The organism is Polaribacter sp. Hel1_33_96 (genome assembly GCF_002846595.1).
Classification (GTDB): domain Bacteria; phylum Bacteroidota; class Bacteroidia; order Flavobacteriales; family Flavobacteriaceae; genus Polaribacter.
On record NZ_PJMV01000001.1, the window covers coordinates 1,107,324 to 1,128,544 of the forward strand.

The following is a 21,221-nucleotide window of genomic DNA, read 5'->3' on the forward strand; positions in this document are numbered from 1 at the left end:
AAATTCAAAAACCTAATTTAAAATGCATATTGCTTTAGATTAGGTTTTTAATTGTTCTCTAAATATTACTCTTTAAATTCTTTAACTAATTTTATTTCTTTTTTAAAGGACTAATAATTTTTACATCAGAAAAAGAAATTGCACCTCTAATAACGCCATCAATCGTTTTATTTAAAGCTTCAATTAATTGCATTTTTAGTTGTGATTTATGATAAATTAAGCTGACTTCTCTTGCGGGGGGGGAGTTGTAAATTCACGTAAAAGTGTTCTATCAACTTCATTTAATTCTAATGTATGTAAATAGGGTAGAAGTGTCATTCCTAAACCTTCTTTAGAAAGTTTAATCAACGTATCAAAACTACCACTTTGTAACTGAAACCCTTTTTTATTATCAATCTTATGAGTTCTACACAAATTAATCACACTGTCTTTAAAGCAATGTCCATCTTCCAACAAAAGAATATCTTCCATTTCTAACTCATCAGCAGTAATAGTTTTGTTTTTATATAATCTATGATTTTGAGGAATTAAGCAAACAAAAGGTTCATAATATAAAGGCCTTTCTCTAATTGCTTCATTTTCTAAAGGGGTTGCCGCAATTGCAACATCTATATGACCATCAGATAATTTTCTAACAATTTCTTCAGTCGTTAATTCTTCAATAATTAACTTTACTTTTGGATATTTTTTAGTGAAATTTTGCAAAAACATAGGCAATAAAGTAGGCATTATCGTTGGGATAATTCCTAATTTAAATTCACCACCAATGAAACCTTTTTGTTGGTGTACAATATCTAAAATTCGGTTACTTTCATCAACAATAACTTTAGCTTGCTCAACAATCTTTTTACCAACTTCAGTCAATTCAATCGGTTTTTTAGAGCGATTAAATATTTGAATACTTAATTCATCTTCTAACTTTTGAATTTGCATACTTAAAGTTGGTTGAGTAACAAAACTATGTTGCGCGGCCACCGTGAAATTTTGATACTCTGCAACTGATAAAACGTATTTTAATTGGGTAATGGTCATTATAATAAGATTTTCTGATAAAGATATTAAAACTATCAATATTAATTATAGTTTAATGATGATATTTTAAGTTAATTCTAATTTAGAAAATAAAAACTAATAATAAATATTTAGATTTAGACATAAACCAACTTAAATATTTAGCTAAAAAAAATAAATGGTTGATTAGCTTGTTTTAAATGAATTATAAAATTTTATGAGGTTTGTATTAAAATATAATAGGTAAAATTTTCTATTGATTACACTTAAAGTTTGGGATCTTGCAAACAGATTATAATGTTAAATAGATGAAATATCAGAACACATTTTAACTTTTCAAGGCAAGCCTTTGCATAATTTTGAAGATTATGTGCGTTTAGGTTCTGTCCTGGCAGGAACGAATATTTCTCATGATATTGATGGTGAAAAAGTGGCTGTAAATTCGTTTTCAGAATGATGTTTTTATCTATTCTAAAACATAAGAATATCCAATTTCTATACCCAAAACATTATATCCATCATTTGGTTTTTGGAAATTTAAATTTGAAACATGTCCAAAGTTAGTTCCAATATATATATAGCTATTTTTAACTATTTTATATGAAAATCCTAAAGAGAAGTTTTCTATAAACGTAAATCCTTTTGTTAAACGTTCTGTTCTTGTATCAATAAAAGATAAACCTAAACTTATTGTGCCTTGTAAATTTAATTTTTCTGTTATTTCTTTTTTTGCTCCAAAACCAAATTCTAAACCATATAAATTCATCATTTTGGCTTTCGTAAATTCAGTTCTTTTTTCTAAATAATTTTCTTGATCAGGTGTTATAAATTGCTCATTGATTAGTTGATGTTTTAAAAATTGAACCTGAGGTTGCACAATTAATTCTAGATTAATATTTTTCCATTTTCCAAGTTTATAAAATACCTGAGCTTTATAAGTATTTGTAATATATGTATAGTCTACATCATCAAAAATGAAGTTTTCATTTGAACTAAAATTATATAAAAAACCAAGTTTATAAGGTTTTAGAATAGATTTATTTCTCTCTTGGCTAAAAGAAGTCATTACAATAAAGAGTGAAAAAAAACTTAAGAACTTATTTTTCATTGTTTTGAGTTAACTAAACATTTTAGCAACTTTTTCAGCTTTTCTGTTTTCTGAATAATCATAAAAACCTTCACCAGATTTTATGCCCAATTTCCCGGCATTCACCATATTTACTAATAAAGGACAAGGTGCATATTTAGGGTTTTTAAATCCATCATACATTACATTTAAAATAGACAAACAAACATCTAAACCAATAAAATCAGCTAATTGTAAAGGCCCCATTGGATGCGCCATACCTAACTTCATAACCGTATCAATTTCTGCAACACCAGCAACATCATTGTATAAAGTTTCAATCGATTCGTTGATCATTGGCATTAAAATTCTGTTAGCAACAAAACCAGGATAATCATTAACCTCAACCGGAATTTTATTAATTTTTTTACTTAAAGCAACTGTAAAGCGCATTACCTCGTCAGAAGTATTGTAGCCTCTAATAATCTCAACCAACTTCATCACTGGCACAGGATTCATAAAATGCATTCCAATTACTTTTTCAGGTCTGTTGGTAACAGCTGCAATTTGAGTAATAGAAATTGAAGAAGTATTTGTAGCTAAAATGGTTTCTTTAGCGCAAACTTCATCTAATTCTTTGAATATTTTAGCTTTTAAAACTGCATTTTCAGTAGCCGCTTCAATAACTAAACTTGTATTTTTAACACCTTCTTGAATGGAAGTAAAAGTAGAAATATTACTTAATGTTTTTTCTTTATCAGCTTCAGAAATTTTTTCTTTAGCTACCATTCTATCTAAATTTTTGGTGATAGTTGCCATTCCTTTTTTAAGTGCAGTCTCAGAAATATCAATCAATTGAACTTTATAATCAAATTGTGCGAACGTATGCGCAATTCCATTTCCCATAGTTCCAGCACCAATTACCGCTAAATTTTTCATGAATATTTATTTAAAAATTTATAGTTATAACAAATAAAGTAGATCAATATTGAATCTTTTAACATTTGGTATTACACTATTTTTTATCGAAAAGAGATTTTAAAGTTTATCTCCAGTTTTAAAACAGTCAATTATCCATTGTGCAATTCTTAATGCTTCAGTTCCATTATGCAAAGTTACAATAGGTGTTGTGTTGTGAACAATTGCATCAGCAAAAGTTTCCAACTCATCTAAAATAGCGTTATTATTTACAATTTCTGGATTTTCAAAATAAATTTGTTTTTTAACACCTTCATCATTTTGTAGAATCATTGCAAATTCATCTGGGTTTTTTGGAGCGTCCTGAATTCTTACAATTTCAGATTCTTTACTTAAAAAGTTCACAGAAATATAGGCGTCCTTTTGAAAAAAGCGCGTTTTACGCATGTTTTTCATAGAGATTCTACTCGCTGTTAAATTTGCTACACAACCATTTTCGAACTCAATTCTCGCGTTTGCAATATCAGGAGTTTCAGAAATAACAGAGATGCCACTAGCATGCACATTTATAACTTTTGATTTTACTACAGAGAGAATAATATCGATATCATGTATCATTAAATCTAAAACTACAGGCACATCTGTTCCTCTTGGATTAAATTCTGCTAATCTGTGCGTTTCTATAAACATTGGGTTATCAATCATACCTTTAGCGGCAATAAATGCAGGATTGAATCTTTCTACATGGCCAACTTGACCTATAACGTGATATTGGCTTGCCAAAGTTCTAATTGCTTCTGCTTCCAAAACAGTTTTTGCTATTGGTTTTTCAATAAATATGTGACGTCCCTTTTCGATTGATTTTTTAGCACATTCAAAATGAGATAAAGTGGGGGTAACGATGTCTACAACATCTACAGCCTCAATCAATTCATCAATAGAATCAAACAAATTATAGCCAAATTCAGTAGCTACTTTTTGTGCATTTTTTGTAAATGGATCAAAAAAACCAATTAATTCATATTTTTCAGATTCTTGTAATAAACGAAGATGAATTTTTCCAAGATGACCGGCACCTAAAACGCCAACTTTTAGCATAAATATTTTTTTTGTTTTTAAGAATAAAGTAAATGAATTTTACAACAGAAATATTACTTTGTTATTCTTAAAATTAGAGACATTTATTTAGTATTTTCCAATTTTAAAATTGGAGAATAACAAAGATACAATTTTATAAGAATCTATTTAGATTTATTAGTATTTTTAGCCTTTAGAAACTTAACAAGAATTGAAAGACACAGCAAAACACCAAGGACTTAGAAATCAATTAGCTACCGTATTAAAGGCAAAAGGTATAACAGATAAAAATGTATTAAAAGCGATTAAAAGTATTCCACGTCATTTGTTTATTGATTCTAGTTTTGAATCTCATGCGTATCAAGATAAAGCTTTTCCTATTGCTGCAGAACAGACAATTTCTCAACCTTATACAGTTGCGTTTCAATCGCAAACTTTGACCATAAAAAATGGAGATAAAGTTTTAGAAATTGGAACAGGATCTGGGTATCAAACAGCAGTTTTATTAGAATTAAAGGCAGAAGTTTATTCCATAGAAAGACAACACGAATTATTCAAAAGAACTTCTTTATTTTTGCCCAAATTAGGTTATAAACCAAAGAAATTTATTTTTGGTGATGGTTACAAAGGTTTGCCAGAACAAGCTCCATTTGATAAAATTATAGTAACTGCTGGCGCACCATTTGTTCCAAAACCATTGTTAGGGCAACTAAAAATAGGCGGAATGTTATTGATTCCCGTGGGAGATACAACTCAAATTATGACTTTGTTTATTAGAAAATCTTATAAAGAATTTGAAAAGCATGAATTAGGAGATTTTGCTTTTGTACCCATGTTAGAAGAAAAAAATTAGGCCGAATAGTTTTCGTGTTTTTATGATTTTCTAATTTTACTCAGCTCTTTCCCAATAGGCTGTTTTTCCAAATAGAGCAAGGCCAATATAACCTCGCAGTTTCAATTTATTTGGTTTTATTAATTTGATATAGCATTTATAAATTTTTCCATTTCTGGGATCTAAAATATTACCTCCAGACCATTCTTCTCCGTCTTTTTCTAATCCTGTAAGAATGTTTAAGCCTAAGATAGGCCTGTTTTTGTTTTCATCTTCACATTTTTCGCAAACAGCATCTTTTCTTGCAGCATCTTTAATATCAACAACTTTTGCAAAAGCTTTTCCATCTTTTTTATAAACCTCTATTACAGAATCAACTTCTCCGGTATTTTCATTGGTTGAATGCCATTTTCCGAAAATATTTTGTGCGTTTATAGACGCAGTAATTATCAAGAACGTTAAAGAAATAAGTGTTTTTTTCATAAATTTATATTAGTCATATTTAGCATTAAAATTATTGTCCCATTTTCCTTGAACTCGCAAAATTTGCTCAATAATATCTCGAACGCAACCTTCACCACCTTTTTTGTATGAAATGTATTTAGATATGCTTTGAATTTCTTGAACTGCATCATTTGGGCAACAAGGCAATCCTACCAATTTCATTACCGGAAAATCAGGGATATCATCACCCATATACAAAACGTTTTCTGGTTGTAATTGATATTTATGAACTAATTCTTGATATTGCTTTATTTTGTCATGCGCACCTAAATAAATATCTTTAATACCTAAGTTAGCTAAACGTGTTCTTACCCCTTCATTATTTCCACCAGAAATAATACAAATATTAAAACCTTGATCCACAGCGGTTTTTAGGGCATATCCATCTTTAATACTCATGTGTCTTACTAATTCACCATCTGGCATTATAGTAACCATGCCATTTGTAAGAACTCCATCTACATCAAAAATTAAGGTATTTATATTGGGTAATAACTGTTTATAGCTTATCTCCATTTTGGATTGATTTTGTAAAGATTTTATAGATTTTTTGTTGCTTTTTATCTAGCAAATTTAAATGATTTTTTATTGTTTTTTCATCATTTCTTATAGCTGGTCCTGTTTGTGCTTTTTTTGGAGATAATTCCTCAATTTTTGAGGCTGTTTCTTTAATTAAGGGTTGTAAAATTTCAAAAGGCACGTTATTTTTCTTACAAATATCGTTCCCAATTTTATACAGATGATTCGTAAAGTTATTTACAAAAACTGCAGCTAAATGGATTGTTTTACGCTGTTCTGAATCTATAGCATACATTTTTTTTCCAATTGACTTTGCAAGTTTTTCCAATAAATTATAATCATTTTCATGTTCAGATTCTAAACAAAAAGGAACTTCAGAAAAATCTACTATTTTATCTTTAGAGAAAGTTTGTAACATATAAAAAACACCCTTTCTTGTGGTGTTTTTTAAACCATTCATGGCCACACTTCCTGATGTATGAACTACAAAATGGTTCTTAATTTTGGATGAAACTTCCGCAATGGCATCATCTGAAACAGCAATGATCGTAATATCCGCTTGCGGAATGATTTCTAAATCTCTAGAACTTATATGAGTAACATTTATAGCAGGAGCATTTAAAAAAGCAGTGTGTAAATGTGCAGCAACATTTCCATTTCCAACAAGTAAAACTGATATCATAAAACGAAGATATTGTTTTTTTGTAGAAACTAATCAATAGGTTTTCTTAAATTAGCAATATAAATTTTCTGAAATGGATAAAAGTAAAAAATTAGGAATAAACTCAACTTGCGTTCATGTTGGTGAAGTAAAAGATGAGCAATTTAAGGGAGCAATTTCTCCAATCTACATGTCTACTTCTTATGCTTTTGATGGAGTAGATGTGAAGCGCTATCCTCGATATTTAAACACACCAAATCAAGAAATGTTGTGTAAAAAAATTGCGGTTTTAGAACATTCAGAAGATGCTTTGATTTTTAGTTCAGGAATGGCTGCAATTTCGAATGCCATGTTAGCTTTTTTACAAAAAGGAGATCACGTAATTATTCAACAAGTAATTTATGGAGGTACGTATAACTTTGTGGTTGCTGAATTTGATAAATACGGAATAGAATATTCTTTTACAGAAAGTGATAAAGTGGATGATTTTAAAAGCTTAATCAGAAAAAACACGAAGATTCTTTATATAGAAACGCCTTCAAATCCATTATTAGGCATTACAGATATGAAAGCAATTTCTGTTTTAGCAAAACAGCATGAGATCATAACGATGATGGATAATACATTTGCCTCACCGATCAATCAAAACCCTGTTGATTTTGGAATTGATATCATTTTACATTCTGCTACAAAATATATGGGCGGTCATTCTGATATTTCTGCTGGTGCAGTAGCAGCATCCAAAAAACATATAGAACAGATATGGAAAACTGCTATTAATTTTGGTGGTAATTTGAGCGATCAAACTGTTTGGTTATTAGAAAGAAGTTTAAAAACCATGAATTTGCGTGTAAAAGAGCAAACAAAAAATGCTCAAATTATGGCTGAATATTTTGAGGGTAATCCCAATATTGATAAGGTATATTATCCAGGATTAAAGAGTCATCTACAGTATGAAATTGCAAAAAAACAAATGAAAGGTTTTGGCGCCATGTTATCTTTTGAATTAAATAAAGGAATTGATGCAATGAAATTTCAAAACAGTTTACAATTGATAAAACCCTCTATGAGTTTGGCTGGTGTAGAGAGTACAACTGTAAGTCCTACGCAAACTACACATGCTTTATTAAATGAAGAAGAACGTTTAGAGAGAGGAATTAAAGATGGCTTAATAAGGTTTTCTGTAGGTATTGAAGAAACAGAAGATTTAATTGCTGATATAGAACAAGCAATAAAAAAAGCAAAGAATTAAATCTTTGCTTTTCTGAAATCAAACTTTAGATTAAGTTGTGCAGATAGTCTGTTAAAACTTTTTGTTTTGTAGCTATGTCTTGCATACCCAAATTGGAAATTCATGTTTTTATTAATTTTGACACCTAAACCTGCATACGCTCTGTTTTGATGAAAATCTAACCCGTTTATTAAATGGTAATGAATTTCATCATAAAAAGTAATGGACAATCTTTTATTAATTGGAAATGAACTTTTAAAACGATAACGAATTCTATTTTTAAATTTATACTGTGTTTCATATTCAATAAAACGTTGCTCTAATTTAAATCTATGAGATAATGAAAATTTATACACTTTATATTTTACACTAATTTGCTCAATAGTCCTATTCTCTATTATGTACGGATCACCTGTTTCTTCGAAACTTGTATCTATACTTCCATATCCATATCCAATTCCAAAAGATACAGCATTATTAACCTTATAATTTAATCCAATAATAGCTAATAATAAGTGCTGATTGTCTACAATTTTATAATTCCAATTCGTTAAAGAACCGCTAATACTAAATTTATCAGAAACTTTGCTAGCGGTGGTAACTGCATACCAAGTTCCTAAAGAATTTTCACCTTTGTTCGTGCTTTGTGCATGTAATCTAATAATTGAAATGAATAATAATATGTAAAATATTCTTGTTTTCATAATGTCTAAGTCTAAAATGATTAAGTTTTTTAAGCTTAAATTAAGAGCCTTATCGAGATTATATATTTTTTAAGTAATTAGCTTTATTGATTAAAAAGGCCAAATAATTGGTACAAGAATAATTGTAGTTATTAAAAAGATGATTAAAAGCGGCAAGCCTACTTTAAAATAATCCATGAACTTATAATTACCAGAGCTCATAACCATTGCATTTGTGGTCGTTCCTATAGGGGTTAAAAATGCGGTTGATGCACTAATGGCAATAGTAATTAAAAGTGGTTCAGGATTTACTTGCAAGGTGCTCGCAGTTAATAATACAATTGGAGCCATTAAAACAGCTGTTGCAGAATTATTTATAAATTGACTAAATGTTGTAGTTAGTAAAAAGATTCCTGCCAATAATAAAGTCGGATTTTCTTTTCCTAGTAAATCAATAATAGCATTAGAAATCATTACTGCAGCACCAGTTTTTTGTATTGCAACCCCCATAGGAATCATAGCAGCAATCATTACCACACTCGTCCAACTAATAGCTTTGTATGCTTTAGAAAAAGGTATGCAGCCAGCAAATAGTACAATTCCTGAAGAAATTAAAGCAGCAATAGAACCTGGAACAACTTTAAAAACTAACATCACAATCATTAATATTAAAGCACCTAATGCTATGTATGATTTAGGAGTTAAATCATCTACATCTTTTAACATTTCTTCTGGACTTCCAACTACAACTAAATTTTCGTGTTGATTTTTTAACTTTTCTATATTTCTCCAAGGACCTCTAATAATAAAACTATCTCCAGATTTTACAGTAATTAAATCTTCTAAATACGGTTTTCTGTGTCTAGAAGTAGCTAATAACTGAATGTCATATCTTTTAAAATATTCATGTAATTTAATCTCTCTTCCCACTAATCGCGAATTAGGTGTAACCAAAACCTCAGACATTCCTACCTCTTGACTTATTAAATTGTTTCTTAATTCGCTTTCAGCGGACTCTTTTGCTAAAAGTCCTAATCTAAAATTAATCATCAATTTATTAATATCTTCAGTGGTACCTTTTACAGTAATAATATCATGATATCGCAATTCGGTATTTTCCTTAGGCATTTCAATAAAAGGTTGTGTTCCTTTTAATCGATTTGGGTGTCTTCTCTTTAAACGAATAATATTTATTTTATACTTGTTTTCTAAATCCCAATTACTAATTTTTGTATTGATTAATGGAGATACAGATCTTATTCTTAGTCTGTAATAATCATTTTCAATTTTATAGACTTCAATCCATTCATGGAGCGTAGAATCTATATTAATTGGTTTGTTGTTGGTTTTGTTTTTAGGTAAAAGTTTAAAACCTATATATCTAAAATATAAAATAGCAATGATTAAAAGAGGCAAACCAATCAATCCAAATTCAAAGAAAGAAAAACCTTCAAAACCAGCTTCAATTAAACTATTGTTTACAATAATATTTGGTGGAGTTCCCGTTAATGTTAGTAAACCACCAGTATTGGACCCAAAAGCAACAGGAATTAATATTTTTGAAGGTAATGTACCAATACTCCAAGCGGAAGATATTGTGGCAGGTAATAAAGTAGCTACTGTACCTGTATTACTAACAAAACCAGATAAAACTCCAGAACCTAGAGTAATAATCACTAATAGTTTAGGAACGCTTTTTCCTGCTAAATCAATTAGTTTTCTCCCTGCTAAGGCGGTCCATCCTGTTTGTGATAAACCTTCACCAATGATAAACAAAGCAGCGATCATAATTACGGTAGGATTGCTAAAACCACTTAAAGTTTCATTTAGATTTAAAATTCCACATAAAAATAAGCTTAGCATGGATACTAGGGCAACGACATCTGGAGAGTATTTTCCCCAAATAAACACACCAATTGTAATTGTTAAAATAACGAGCATTAAAACCATAATTATCTAATTTTTATTAAATATTTCTCTTTCTTTAAGAAGGTAAAATTAGGGCATTGTTGGCTGATTTTTATGACAAATGTCATCATTTTAAAACTCTTTTAATTTTTATGATTATGATAAAAAACAATGCTTAATTTTATTAAAATGCATCCACGAAAACGAAATAGAAATATCTCTTTTTTAAATAATTTCTTTAATTTAGTTACTTTAAGGGATTGTTTATTTAATATTGCTCAATTATAGGATACTATTAAAATAAAATCATGACATTTTTTTCGTTTTAAATATTTTTTTGATCCAAAAAGAAGATGATTTTTAAAAAAGAATAATTTATGAAATTAGATATTTTAGCTTTTGGGGCACATCCAGATGATGTAGAATTAGGTTGTGGAGCAACCATTGCCAAAGAAATTTCTTTAGGTAAAAAGGTAGGTATTGTAGATTTAACAAGAGGTGAGCTAGGTACTCGGGGTTCTGCAAATTTAAGAGATCTCGAAGCTAAAAGTGCAGGGGATATTTTAGGAATATCAGTGCGTGAAAATTTGCGCTTTGCTGATGGGTTTTTTATAAATGATAATAGACATCAGTTAGAAATTATTAAAATGATTCGTAAATATCAACCAGAAATTGTTTTGTGTAATGCTATTGATGATAGGCATATAGACCATCCTAAAGGAAGTAGTTTGGTTTCTGATGCTTGTTTTTTAAGTGGATTATTAAAAATTAACACCGCTGTAGAAGGTGAAAATCAAGAAAAATGGAGACCAAAAAAAGTCTATCATTATATTCAATGGAAAAATATTGAACCGGATTTTGTAGTTGATGTTACTGGTTTTGTTGAAAAAAAAATTGATGCTGTATCAGCATACTCATCTCAATTTTATGACCAAAATAGTAATGAACCAGAAACGCCAATAACTAGTAAAAATTTTATTGATAGTATTAATTATAGAGCTAGAGATTTAGGGCGATTAATTAATGTGGAATACGCAGAAGGCTTTACTACAGAACGTTATGTTGCCGTAGAAAATTTAGATAAATTAATTTGATTTTTTCTTTCTTAGAAAAAGAAAAAACAATTATATTTGCATCCGCAATTATATGGTGGTTGTAGCTCAGTTGGTTAGAGTATCGGTTTGTGGTACCGAGTGTCGCGGGTTCGAGTCCCGTCTTCCACCCAAAAGACAAAGTCTTCTCTATTTAGAGAGGACTTTTTTTGTTTTTAAAATGTATATAGTATTAAATATAAATATTATGGAATTTTAAAATTTCAAAAGAAGCAATCGTACCTCAAAGTCTCCACTAACTCCTGATTTAAAGATTGTTTCAAATATTCCTACTAAACCTATAATTAGAGTTTTTGTATTCTTAGAAAGTTAGCTTTTCTGCTAAATATTTAGCGGTATACGATTTTTTATTTCTTGCTAATTGTTCAGGAGTTCCTTGGAAAATGAGATTTCCACCTTTTTTACCACCATCTAAACCTAAATCAATGATATAATCGGCACATTTTATAAGTTCAATATTATGTTCAATTACAATAATCGAATGTCCTTTATCAATTAAGGCATTAAAAGAGCCTAATAATTTTTTAATATCATGAAAGTGTAGACCTGTTGTGGGCTCGTCAAAAATAAATAAAGCTTTATCTTTGGAATTTCCTTTTACTAAAAACGATGCTAGTTTAATTCTTTGCGCTTCACCACCAGAGAGGGTAGAAGAGGATTGCCCTAATTTTACATAACCCAAACCAACATCTTGTAAAGGTTTTAATTTATTGGCAATTTTAGGCACTAAGTTTTCAGAGAAAAATGCAACAGCATCATCGATAGTTAAGCTTAAAATATCGTCAATAGATTTTCCATCAAATTTTACTTCTAAAACTTCTTTCTTAAAACGCTTTCCATTACAAACGTCACACTCTAAATGCACATCTGCCATAAATTGCATTTCAATAGTTACTTCACCTTCACCTTTGCAAACCTCGCAGCGACCACCTTCAACATTAAAAGAAAAATGCTTTGGTTTATAATTTCTAATATTTGACAATTTTTGATTAGAATATAACATTCTAATATCATCATAGGCCTTAATATAGGTTACCGGATTTGAGCGTGAAGAACGTCCAATAGGATTTTGATCTATAAATTCTACGTGTTTTAAATTTTCGAAATTTCCTTTTATATCTGTATGCTGTCCAATTTTATCTCCATAGCCAATCAACTTTTTTTGCATTGATGGATATAAAATATTTTTGACTAATGTGCTTTTCCCGGAACCTGAAACTCCTGTAATTACAGATAAACAGTTTAAAGGGAATGTAACATCAATATTTTGGAGATTATGCTCTCTTGCTCCAATAATTTGTATACTATTTTTTGAAGTTCTACGTTTTGTAGGGACTTCAATTTTTAACTCTTCATTTAAATATTTTGCTGTTAAAGAGTCTGATTTTAAAATTTTTTTAAAAGTTCCTTCTGCAACCACATGACCACCAAAAGTTCCCGCCTCTGGTCCAATATCAATGATGTAATCGGCTTCTTTCATGATGTCTTCATCATGCTCTACAACAACAACGGTGTTTCCTAAATCACGTAAATCTTTTAACACTCCTATTAAACGTTCTGTATCTTTTGGATGCAAGCCAATGCTTGGTTCATCTAATATATACATAGAGCCAACTAGAGAACTACCTAGAGAAGTTGCTAAATTTATACGCTGACTTTCACCACCAGAAAGAGTATTTGAGGTTCTGTTAATCGTCAAGTAAGACAGGCCTACATCGGTTAAAAATTGCAAACGATTATTAATTTCTGTAAGTAAACGTTTTCCAATTTTTGCTTCGTACTTATCTAGTTTTATGTTTTTAAAAAAGAGCATTAATTCATCTAAAGGAAGCGTAACCAAATCAGAAATGCTATGATCATTTATTTTTACAAAATCGGTTTCTTTCCGTAATCGTTTTCCATGGCAAGAAGTACATTTTGTTTTTCCACGATAACGCGAAAGCATTACTCTATTTTGAATTTTATAACTTTTTTCTTCTAAAACAGTAAAAAAATGGTGAATTCCTTTGAAGTTTTTGTTTCCACTCCAAACCAATTCCTTTTGGGTTTCAGTGAGCTCGAACCAAGGTTTATGGATCGGGATATCAAATTGATAGGCAACATTAATTAAGTCTTCTTTATAATGCAAATAAGAAGGTGTCTTAAAAGGAAAAATACAGTCTTCAAAAATTGATAACCCAGTATTTGGTATCACTAATGCTTCATCAATTCCAACTACATTTCCATAACCTTCGCAAGTTGGACAAGCGCCATAAGGATTGTTAAAACTGAACAAGTGTGTATTGGGCTCTAGAAAAGACATGCCATCTAAATCGAACTTATTACTAAACTCTGCCACCTGGTTGTCTTCTAAATTTTCAATAAAACAAATTCCTTTTCCTTCAAAAAAAGTAGTTTGAATTGCATCTGCCAATCTGTGGTAAAAATCTTCATTATCTTTCGTAATAATTCTATCAATCACTAAAAATAAGGCTTCATTTTTAAAATCTTTTTGTGGGAAATCTGCAATTCTATATACTTTATGGTTCCACTTTAAACGTGCATAACCTTGTTGTTCCAAAACCTGCAAGACAGTCTTTAAATCTCGATTTTCATCGATAATAATTGGCGCTAATAAAAGTAGTTTCGTTTTTTCTTGAAACTCTTTAACGAATTTCACGACATCAGAAACAGTATCTTTTTTTACTTCTTTACCAGAAACAGGAGAGAAGGTTCTACCAATTCTTGCGAACAAAAGTTTTATGTAATCGTAAATTTCTGTTGATGTTCCCACTGTTGAACGTGGATTTGTAGAATTTACTTTTTGCTCAATGGCAATCGCAGGTGCAATGCCTTTAATATAATCTACTTTTGGTTTGTGCAATTTACCTAAAAACTGACGCGCATAAGAACTTAAACTCTCTACATATCTTCTTTGACCTTCAGCATATAAGGTATCAAAAGCTAAAGAAGATTTTCCAGACCCAGAAAGACCTGTAATGACTACTAATTTTTTTCTTGGAATAACGACATCAATATTTTTTAAATTATGCAGTTTCGCACCTTTAATTATGATGTTTTCTTTAGGGTTTACAGTAGAAATATCAATCTTCATTTAATCTTAAAATAAGCTATAAAAATACCACTATTTTCATCGAATTTAAAATAATAATAGCATTGAATTTGTTAAAGTATTTGTAAAAATAGTTGTAAAATTTAAAAATAACCTTTATATTTGATGACTTAATAATCTTCTAAAAAAACGCACATAGCAAAAAATTACTTTTAAATTATTGATAAATAATATATAAGAGAGATACTTTTCTTTCTTCAAAAAAGTAGTTATGATGCGTAATAAAAAAGAAACAGACAGCAATTTAGTAAAGAGTTACATCGAGGGGAATGAATTTTCTTTAGAAATCCTAATTAAAAGACATCAGCAAAGATTATACAGCTTTATTTATAGTAAAATTCAGGATAGAGATATTACTGAAGATGTTTTTCAGGATACCTTCATTAAGGTCATAAGAACGCTGAAAAAAGGAAATTATAATGAAGAAGGTAAATTTTTACCTTGGGTGATGCGTATTTCTCATAATTTAGTTATTGATCATTTTAGAAAATCTAATAGAATGCCAACATTTAAAAATACTGATGAATTTGATATTTTTTCTGTTTTAGGTGATGGGAGTTTGAATGCTGAAAAAAAAATTATCCAAGAGCAGATTTATAGTGATGTAAGAGATTTAGTGAAAGAATTGCCAGAAGAACAAAAAGAGGTTTTAATAATGCGCATGTATAAAGACATGAGTTTTAAAGAAATAAGCGAGAATACTGGTGTTAGTATTAATACAGCATTGGGTAGAATGCGATATGCTTTAATAAATATGAGAAAATTAATAGAAAAACATGAAATTATTTTAGTAAACTAATAATAAAAGTAAAAAAGTGTCGTTAATATTTTATAACCAGTAGATTAAATAAAATATATGATGAAACTTTACACAAGAAAGTCATCCAATTTACAGATGCAACCTAAACAAGAAACAGTTCAATTTTTGATTAATTTTTCCAAATCGCTAACTATTGCGAAAATTAAATCAAAAAATTTCATTGAATTGAATTTGAATTAAGAGTGGAAAAAGCTTCAACTAACGTTGAGGCTTTTTTTATTGCTTTATTTTTTTATAATATTCCTCCAAAACTGATTTTCTTCCAATGGTTTTGGTAATAATATCCTGGTCTAAATTCCACCCTCGTGCAGGAGAGTATTCTCTGCCATACCAAATAATTTGTAAGTGCAAATCATTCCACAATTCTTTTGGAAACAAACGTTTTGCATCTTTTTCTGTTTGTGTAACATTTTTTCCGTTTGTTAAATTCCAGCGAAATAGTAATCTGTGAATATGAGTATCTACAGGAAATGCCGGAATACCAAAAGCTTGACTCATAACCACACTTGCCGTTTTATGACCAACAGCAGGCAATTCTTCTAAACCTTCAAAACTTTGCGGAACTTCTCCGTTATATTTTTCAATCAAAATTTTCGATAAACCATATATTCCTTTGCTTTTCATTGGCGATAATCCACAAGGTCTAATAATTGCCTTAATTTCTTCCACAGACATTTTTATCATGTCAAAAGGATTATCCGCTTTAGCGAATAATAAAGGTGTTATTTTATTCACTCTCACATCTGTACATTGTGCAGATAATAAAACAGCAATTAGCAAAGTATATGGATCTTTATGATCTAAAGGAATTGGAATTTCTGGATATTTTTCTTCAAGTGTGTCAATTACAAATTGAACTTTTTCTTGCTTAGTCATAAAATGAGTTATAAAGTTGTAAAGTTAAAAAGTTGAAAGTAAAGTAGACTGTTTTAAAAATTTATTTTTTTAAGAATAAACTTGAAAGAACTTTATAAACTTTGTACTTTTAAACTTTAAAAACTATTAAGAATATGACATCACTAAAAATAGGAGATAATGCTCCACAATTTGAAGCAAAAGACAATGTTGGAAATACAATTAAACTAACTGATTACGCAGGTAAAAAGTTAGTGTTATTCTTTTATCCAAAGGCAAGTACGCCTGGCTGTACTAATGAAGCATGTGATTTAAGAGATAATTATCAAACTTTTTTAGCGAAAGGATATGACGTTTTAGGGGTAAGTGCAGATTCTGCCAAAAGACAACAGAATTGGATAAATAAATACGAGTTACCATTTCCTTTGTTAGCAGATGAAGATAAAGCTGTTATAGAAGCTTTTAATGTTTGGGGACCAAAGAAATTTATGGGAAAAGAATATGACGGAATTCACAGAACTACCTTTGTTATTGACGAAAATGGTGTTATTGAAGACATTATTTTAAAAGTGAAAACAAAAGCACATGCTGCTCAGATTTTGGGTTAAAATCTCTGCACACAAAGTATTATAAAAGAGTTAATGAAAGTTAACTCTTTTGTATATTTAAAACTGCATGCCAACTTTAAAATTTAAAATTCTAGAGGTCATGTAATTAGGTATTCCGAATTGTGTTTTAGAGTATACATCTCTTACCCACGTATTAGTTATTGAATTCTGAATATCAAACATATTAAAGAGCTCTAAACCAGCCGTTAATTCTTTGAATTTAGAAAGCCAACCGGTAGTATATTTTTTACTGGCATCCACAAAAATGTAAGAAACACCTAAATCTGCTCTTTTGTAATCTCTTAAACGTTCTTGAAATTGATATACATCTGAATACGCAGGAGCACCTCCAGGAACTCCAGTATTATAAACTAAATTTAAGTATACTTTTAAATCAGGTAAATTTGGCATGTAATCTTGAAACAAAATTCCAAATTTTATACGTTGATCAGAAGGCCTAGCAATAACTCCTCTATTATTTATATTTTCTTCGGTTTTTAGATATCCTAAACTTACCCAACTTTCACTTCCAGGCACAAACTCTCCATTTAAACGTACATCAACTCCGTTTGCAAAAGCAGTAGTAACATTATCAGCCCTATAACGTATTCTTACGTTATCAATCGAATACGCATTAACATCAGATAAATCTTTAAAATAAACTTCTGTCGTCAGTTTAAAAGGTCTATCCCACATTTGAAAACTGTAATCCATTCCTGCAACAAAATGAATTGATTTTTGTGCTTTTACATCTACATTTATATCACCATTAAAATTTCTTAATTCTCTATACGATGGCGGTTGTGCATATAAACCACCAGAAACTCTAAACAACATATCTTTTTGCCAATTTGGCTTGATAGAGAATTGTGCTCTTGGACTAATAATAGTTTGACTTTTAGATTTTATTCCATTTCCTGTAACAGTCCAATTATGAGCTCTAATACCTATATTATAAAAAATTTCATGCTCATTCCAAAAAGAACGTTGGTTGAATTGTGCAAAGCCAGAAACTCTATTTATTGCAACATTATTGTCTTTTCTTATATTTTGATACGGCGTAATTTCTCCTTCAAAAGGCTCATATGGTTGATCGTTTGCTACATGATAAGGAGGTCTAATAGAAAACCCTAAAGAGTCAATAATTTCCCATTCTCTAATTCTATCTTTAATCTCTTCTTTTTGATATTTAGCTCCAAAATTCCATTGAGTTTTCCCTCTTTTAATGGTTCCTCTAACTTGAAGATTAGAAATTAAAGCATCTAAATCATTACGTGCATGATTTAGTTGCGAGCCAATTCCTTGAGAAAAATTTACTTCGCCAAAATTTTGAGAACCAATATTGGCATCAACTTCACCTAAACTATACGCTGCAGCAATATCAAAATGTTCTTCTTCTTGGGTATTGTATCTAGAAGCTGTAGTTGTTAAAGTGAAATTTTTATTTACTTTATAATCAGCAGATAAAGCGCCAAACATTGTTAAATACTTATCTTTTTCTTGTCCAGAATAAAAAACTATCAACTCTAATGGATTCGCTACTGTTCCAAAACGTGTTCTTCTTGATAATGGTTGGTAATCGTAATTGTTTAAAGAAAAGTTACCTAAAAAATTAAGTGAAAATTTTTCTGAAAATTTATAGGTTAAAAAGGTTTGTAGGTCTGTAAATTTTGGTCTAAAATTGGTTTCAATTTTTTTGCTATTTACAAATAAACTATTGTCTCTATATCGAACACCAGTAATTGTATTCAGTTTATTTTTTAAAAACTGACCTTCAAAAGTTACACTTGCACCTAGCAAACTTGCATCTATGGTGGTGGCAGTTTCTTTTGGTTTTCTATACGTAATGTCTAAAACGGATGATAATTTATCGCCATATTTTGCTTGAAATCCACCCGCAGAAAAATTAATATTTTGCACCATATTCGAATTGATAAAACTTAAACCTTCTTGCTGACCAGATCTAATTAGAAAAGGTCTGTAGATCTCAATTCCATTTACATATACAAGGTTTTCATCAAAATTACCACCTCTAACATTGTATTGAGTGCTTAATTCGTTGTTATTACTTACCCCAGGTAAAGTCATTAAAACGTTTTCTACACCTGCGTTTGGGCCAATAATATTTTTAGCTTTTTTAATATCAATATTGGTAATTCCTGAAGCTATTTTTCTATTATCTTTAATAATAATTTCATCTAGTTGTTCAGTTTTTAAAGTTAAAGTAGGGGAGAAGCGAACGGTATTTCTGCTGTTTGCAGTAAATTTTTTTGTAAAAGTTCGATAAGAAACGTGACTAAAGACTAAAGTAATTTCTTCTTTAAAAGGAATTCTTAGTTGATAATTTCCAGCTTTATCACTTACAGTTCCAGTATTTCCAAACTTTATAGACACTTTTTCTATAGGTGCTCTCTGATTATTTTTAACAGTACCTTTTAAGATTGTGGTTTTTTGGGCTACTAGAAAACTTGGTAATAGTAACAAAAAGAAGCATATTTTTTTCACAAAAGTTAGTTTATTTGTTTCTTAAAGAACGTTGCAGAAAGCTCATTCGTATTTCCTACATTGTCTGAGACTACAATTTTAAAGATATGTTTGCTACCAACCAATTTTTTATCACTAAAATTATAGGTTAAAATTCTTTTTTTATGATTGTATTGCATTAAAATCCATTCTCCATCAATAGTTGCTCGGTAGTTTTTAATACCAGAATCAATATCAGCAATTTTAACTTTTAGTGTTTTAGCATTTGAAATCCATTGTTGATCTTGGAGGTATAACAATTTAATGGTAGGTTTTATAGTGTCTGAAAGTAAGGTGTAATTGCCTAGAATTTTTGTTGTAATAAAAAAAGTACTGTCTTTTTTTCTGGTATATTGATATCTTGGGTATTTTGGATATTCAACGTTTGCAATATATAAGGATTGTTTTTCAGCTTCAGAATACTTAGAAACATTAAACGTTAATGTAAAACTTTTATCTAAAGGAATTGTTGGTGTATGAATTTTTGCGATTTCTTTATCAACATTAAAATCTAAATATACATCTTCATAAAAAGTATTTTTAGGAAAAGCAATCGTTACATTTTGTTGTTTGAACTTATTAAAATTCTTAGCAATCACATTATAAGCTGTTGTATCTTTTTGATTCGTGAAAATAGCGTTGCTTTCTTTTCCCGCAACAGGAATTTTAAGGGAACTTAGGTTTCCTTCAAAATCTTTTGCAATAATTTCTATTGCATAGTTTAAATTTTTTTGGATATTGATTTTCCCATTATTTATCAAGTCTTCATACGTAGATAAAGTATTTGAAGTTGCTTTATGTGTTTTTTGATATCGTCTTTTGTATTTTTTAAAATGTTCATAGTCAATATGTAAATTTAAAAATTTACTTTCTGCAAATGAAAAAGTTTCTACATCATGATAGTAAAAACGTTTACCATTTACCAGCATCTCTAAACTATAGATTCCATTTTTATTTGGTGCTTTGTTAAATCGATCAAAAACACTAACCCCAAAACCAATCAGAGCACTTGCAGTAATTCTACCAGCAGTATATTTGCCTTTACCAATACTTTTAATGGGGATTTGGTAGCTTTTTCTTTGTTGGTTGATTCTTGCATCTGAACTTAAAGCATACACTTTGAGGGCTTGAAAAACAGGAGCTTTTGTGTCTTCAACTTTCAAGCCAAATAAGAGCGGGTTTATAACATATTCTGTAGCAGTATTTCTAATCTCATAATGTAAATGTGGTCCTCCAGAGCCACCAGTATCACCAGAATAAGCAATTATTTCTCCTTTTTTTATAGGGAATTTATCTTTTTTAAAATATAAGTTTCCAGTAGCATAATTTTCTTTTTTATATTGAATTGATTTTACATATTGTTCAATTGCATCAGTAAATTTGCTTAGATGACCATAGACAGTTGTATATCCATTTGGATGTGTAATGTAAATCGCTTTTCCATAGCCAAACTGCTGCACTTTTATTCGGGAAACATAACCATTTGCCGCAGCAAAAACATGTAAGCCTTCCTTTCCTAGCGTTTTAATATCTAAACCTGCATGAAAATGATTGCTGCGTAATTCACCAAATGAACCAGATAAAAGAATTGGTATATCTAAAGGGTTCATAAAATAATTCTTTGGATATTTTTCTTGAGAAAAACATAAAAAATGAAGCAATAAAATGGAGGGAACTAGTAGTTTTTTCAAAATGCATTTATTATTTCGGTAAAAATAGTGAAAATCATTGTTTTTATAATTTGTTTAATTTCAGTGAATTAGTAAAAAAGTGATAAAATG

17 protein-coding genes, 1 tRNA gene and 1 pseudogene are annotated in these 21,221 nt (G+C 29.7%); 6 read left to right on the top strand and 13 right to left on the bottom strand.

Annotated features, from left to right (window positions below):
• Positions 1 to 91 precede the first annotated feature (91 nt).
• From ATE90_RS04910 to ATE90_RS04925, 4 genes and pseudogenes are all read right to left on the bottom strand, one after another.
• Positions 92 to 1,032 (bottom strand): annotated as a pseudogene (locus ATE90_RS04910) (LysR substrate-binding domain-containing protein).
• Positions 1,033 to 1,477: 445 nt separating this feature from the next.
• Positions 1,478 to 2,119, bottom strand: a complete 642-nt coding sequence (locus ATE90_RS13650; protein ID WP_235317741.1) for an acyloxyacyl hydrolase — start codon at positions 2,117 to 2,119, stop codon at positions 1,478 to 1,480.
• Between the two features lie 9 nt (positions 2,120 to 2,128).
• The gene (locus ATE90_RS04920; RefSeq protein ID WP_036786663.1) at positions 2,129 to 3,016 is read right to left on the bottom strand and encodes a 3-hydroxybutyryl-CoA dehydrogenase; all 888 of its coding nucleotides are present in this window, start codon (positions 3,014 to 3,016) and stop codon (positions 2,129 to 2,131) included.
• Positions 3,017 to 3,115: 99 nt separating this feature from the next.
• A complete protein-coding gene (locus ATE90_RS04925; protein WP_036786662.1) occupies positions 3,116 to 4,093 on the bottom strand; it encodes a Gfo/Idh/MocA family protein in 978 nt (325 codons plus the stop codon).
• A 190-nt stretch (positions 4,094 to 4,283) separates the two neighbouring features.
• On the opposite strand from ATE90_RS04925, the gene ATE90_RS04930 reads away from it, so the two are divergent.
• A complete protein-coding gene (locus ATE90_RS04930) occupies positions 4,284 to 4,925 on the top strand; it encodes a protein-L-isoaspartate(D-aspartate) O-methyltransferase (protein WP_036786660.1) in 642 nt (213 codons plus the stop codon).
• 36 nt (positions 4,926 to 4,961) lie between these two features.
• Here ATE90_RS04930 and ATE90_RS04935 read toward each other — a convergent pair whose 3' ends face one another.
• The 3 genes from ATE90_RS04935 to ATE90_RS04945 are packed head-to-tail and all read right to left on the bottom strand — an operon-like array spanning position 4,962 to position 6,609.
• The gene (locus tag ATE90_RS04935; protein WP_036786658.1) at positions 4,962 to 5,387 is read right to left on the bottom strand and encodes a DUF2147 domain-containing protein; all 426 of its coding nucleotides are present in this window, start codon (positions 5,385 to 5,387) and stop codon (positions 4,962 to 4,964) included.
• Between the two features lie 9 nt (positions 5,388 to 5,396).
• On the bottom strand, positions 5,397 to 5,924 hold the full coding sequence (locus tag ATE90_RS04940; RefSeq protein WP_036786656.1) for a KdsC family phosphatase: 528 nt from the start codon (positions 5,922 to 5,924) through the stop codon (positions 5,397 to 5,399).
• Positions 5,908 to 6,609 (bottom strand): Rossmann-like and DUF2520 domain-containing protein, encoded by a 702-nt coding sequence (locus tag ATE90_RS04945; RefSeq protein WP_036786654.1) that lies wholly within the window; start codon positions 6,607 to 6,609, stop codon positions 5,908 to 5,910. Before ATE90_RS04945 ends, ATE90_RS04940 begins: the two co-directional genes overlap by 17 nt.
• A gap of 73 nt (positions 6,610 to 6,682) precedes the next feature.
• Here ATE90_RS04945 and ATE90_RS04950 point away from each other — a divergent pair, with 73 nt between their 5' ends.
• On the top strand, positions 6,683 to 7,840 hold the full coding sequence (locus tag ATE90_RS04950) for a trans-sulfuration enzyme family protein (RefSeq protein WP_036786652.1): 1,158 nt from the start codon (positions 6,683 to 6,685) through the stop codon (positions 7,838 to 7,840).
• Here the strand turns inward: ATE90_RS04950 and ATE90_RS04955 are convergent.
• Together ATE90_RS04955 and ATE90_RS04960 are read right to left on the bottom strand one after the other, a co-directional pair.
• Positions 7,837 to 8,523, bottom strand: coding sequence for a DUF2490 domain-containing protein (locus tag ATE90_RS04955; protein WP_036786650.1), 687 nt, complete (start codon positions 8,521 to 8,523; stop codon positions 7,837 to 7,839). The genes ATE90_RS04950 and ATE90_RS04955 overlap by 4 nt on opposite strands.
• A 90-nt stretch (positions 8,524 to 8,613) precedes the next feature.
• Positions 8,614 to 10,443 carry an SLC13 family permease gene (locus ATE90_RS04960; protein ID WP_235317740.1) on the bottom strand — a complete coding sequence of 610 codons (1,830 nt, stop codon included), beginning with the start codon at positions 10,441 to 10,443 and terminating at the stop codon, positions 8,614 to 8,616.
• Positions 10,444 to 10,787: 344 nt separating this feature from the next.
• On the opposite strand from ATE90_RS04960, the gene bshB1 reads away from it, so the two are divergent.
• The gene (gene bshB1, locus ATE90_RS04965; protein WP_036786646.1) at positions 10,788 to 11,504 is read left to right on the top strand and encodes a bacillithiol biosynthesis deacetylase BshB1; all 717 of its coding nucleotides are present in this window, start codon (positions 10,788 to 10,790) and stop codon (positions 11,502 to 11,504) included.
• A gap of 54 nt (positions 11,505 to 11,558) precedes the next feature.
• Positions 11,559 to 11,634 (top strand) — tRNA-His (locus ATE90_RS04970).
• Between the two features lie 189 nt (positions 11,635 to 11,823).
• Here ATE90_RS04970 and uvrA read toward each other — a convergent pair.
• Positions 11,824 to 14,616 (bottom strand): excinuclease ABC subunit UvrA, encoded by a 2,793-nt coding sequence (uvrA, locus tag ATE90_RS04975; RefSeq protein WP_036786644.1) that lies wholly within the window; start codon positions 14,614 to 14,616, stop codon positions 11,824 to 11,826.
• 232 nt (positions 14,617 to 14,848) lie between these two features.
• Between uvrA and ATE90_RS04980 the strand changes: the two genes are divergently transcribed.
• Positions 14,849 to 15,433, top strand: coding sequence for an RNA polymerase sigma factor (locus ATE90_RS04980; RefSeq protein WP_091955738.1), 585 nt, complete (start codon positions 14,849 to 14,851; stop codon positions 15,431 to 15,433).
• A gap of 237 nt (positions 15,434 to 15,670) precedes the next feature.
• Here ATE90_RS04980 and ATE90_RS04985 read toward each other — a convergent pair whose 3' ends face one another.
• Positions 15,671 to 16,330 carry an endonuclease III domain-containing protein gene (locus ATE90_RS04985; protein ID WP_036786640.1) on the bottom strand — a complete coding sequence of 220 codons (660 nt, stop codon included), beginning with the start codon at positions 16,328 to 16,330 and terminating at the stop codon, positions 15,671 to 15,673.
• Between the two features lie 134 nt (positions 16,331 to 16,464).
• Here ATE90_RS04985 and bcp point away from each other — a divergent pair, with 134 nt between their 5' ends.
• Entirely contained in the window at positions 16,465 to 16,917 is a 453-nt protein-coding gene (gene bcp / locus ATE90_RS04990; RefSeq protein ID WP_036786638.1) for a thioredoxin-dependent thiol peroxidase, read from the top strand.
• A gap of 57 nt (positions 16,918 to 16,974) precedes the next feature.
• Here the strand turns inward: bcp and ATE90_RS04995 are convergent, their stop codons facing one another.
• Entirely contained in the window at positions 16,975 to 19,422 is a 2,448-nt protein-coding gene (locus tag ATE90_RS04995; protein ID WP_036786636.1) for a TonB-dependent receptor, read from the bottom strand.
• Between the two features lie 5 nt (positions 19,423 to 19,427).
• A complete protein-coding gene (locus ATE90_RS05000; RefSeq protein WP_235317739.1) occupies positions 19,428 to 21,050 on the bottom strand; it encodes a M23 family metallopeptidase in 1,623 nt (540 codons plus the stop codon).
• Positions 21,051 to 21,221: the final 171 nt, after the last annotated feature.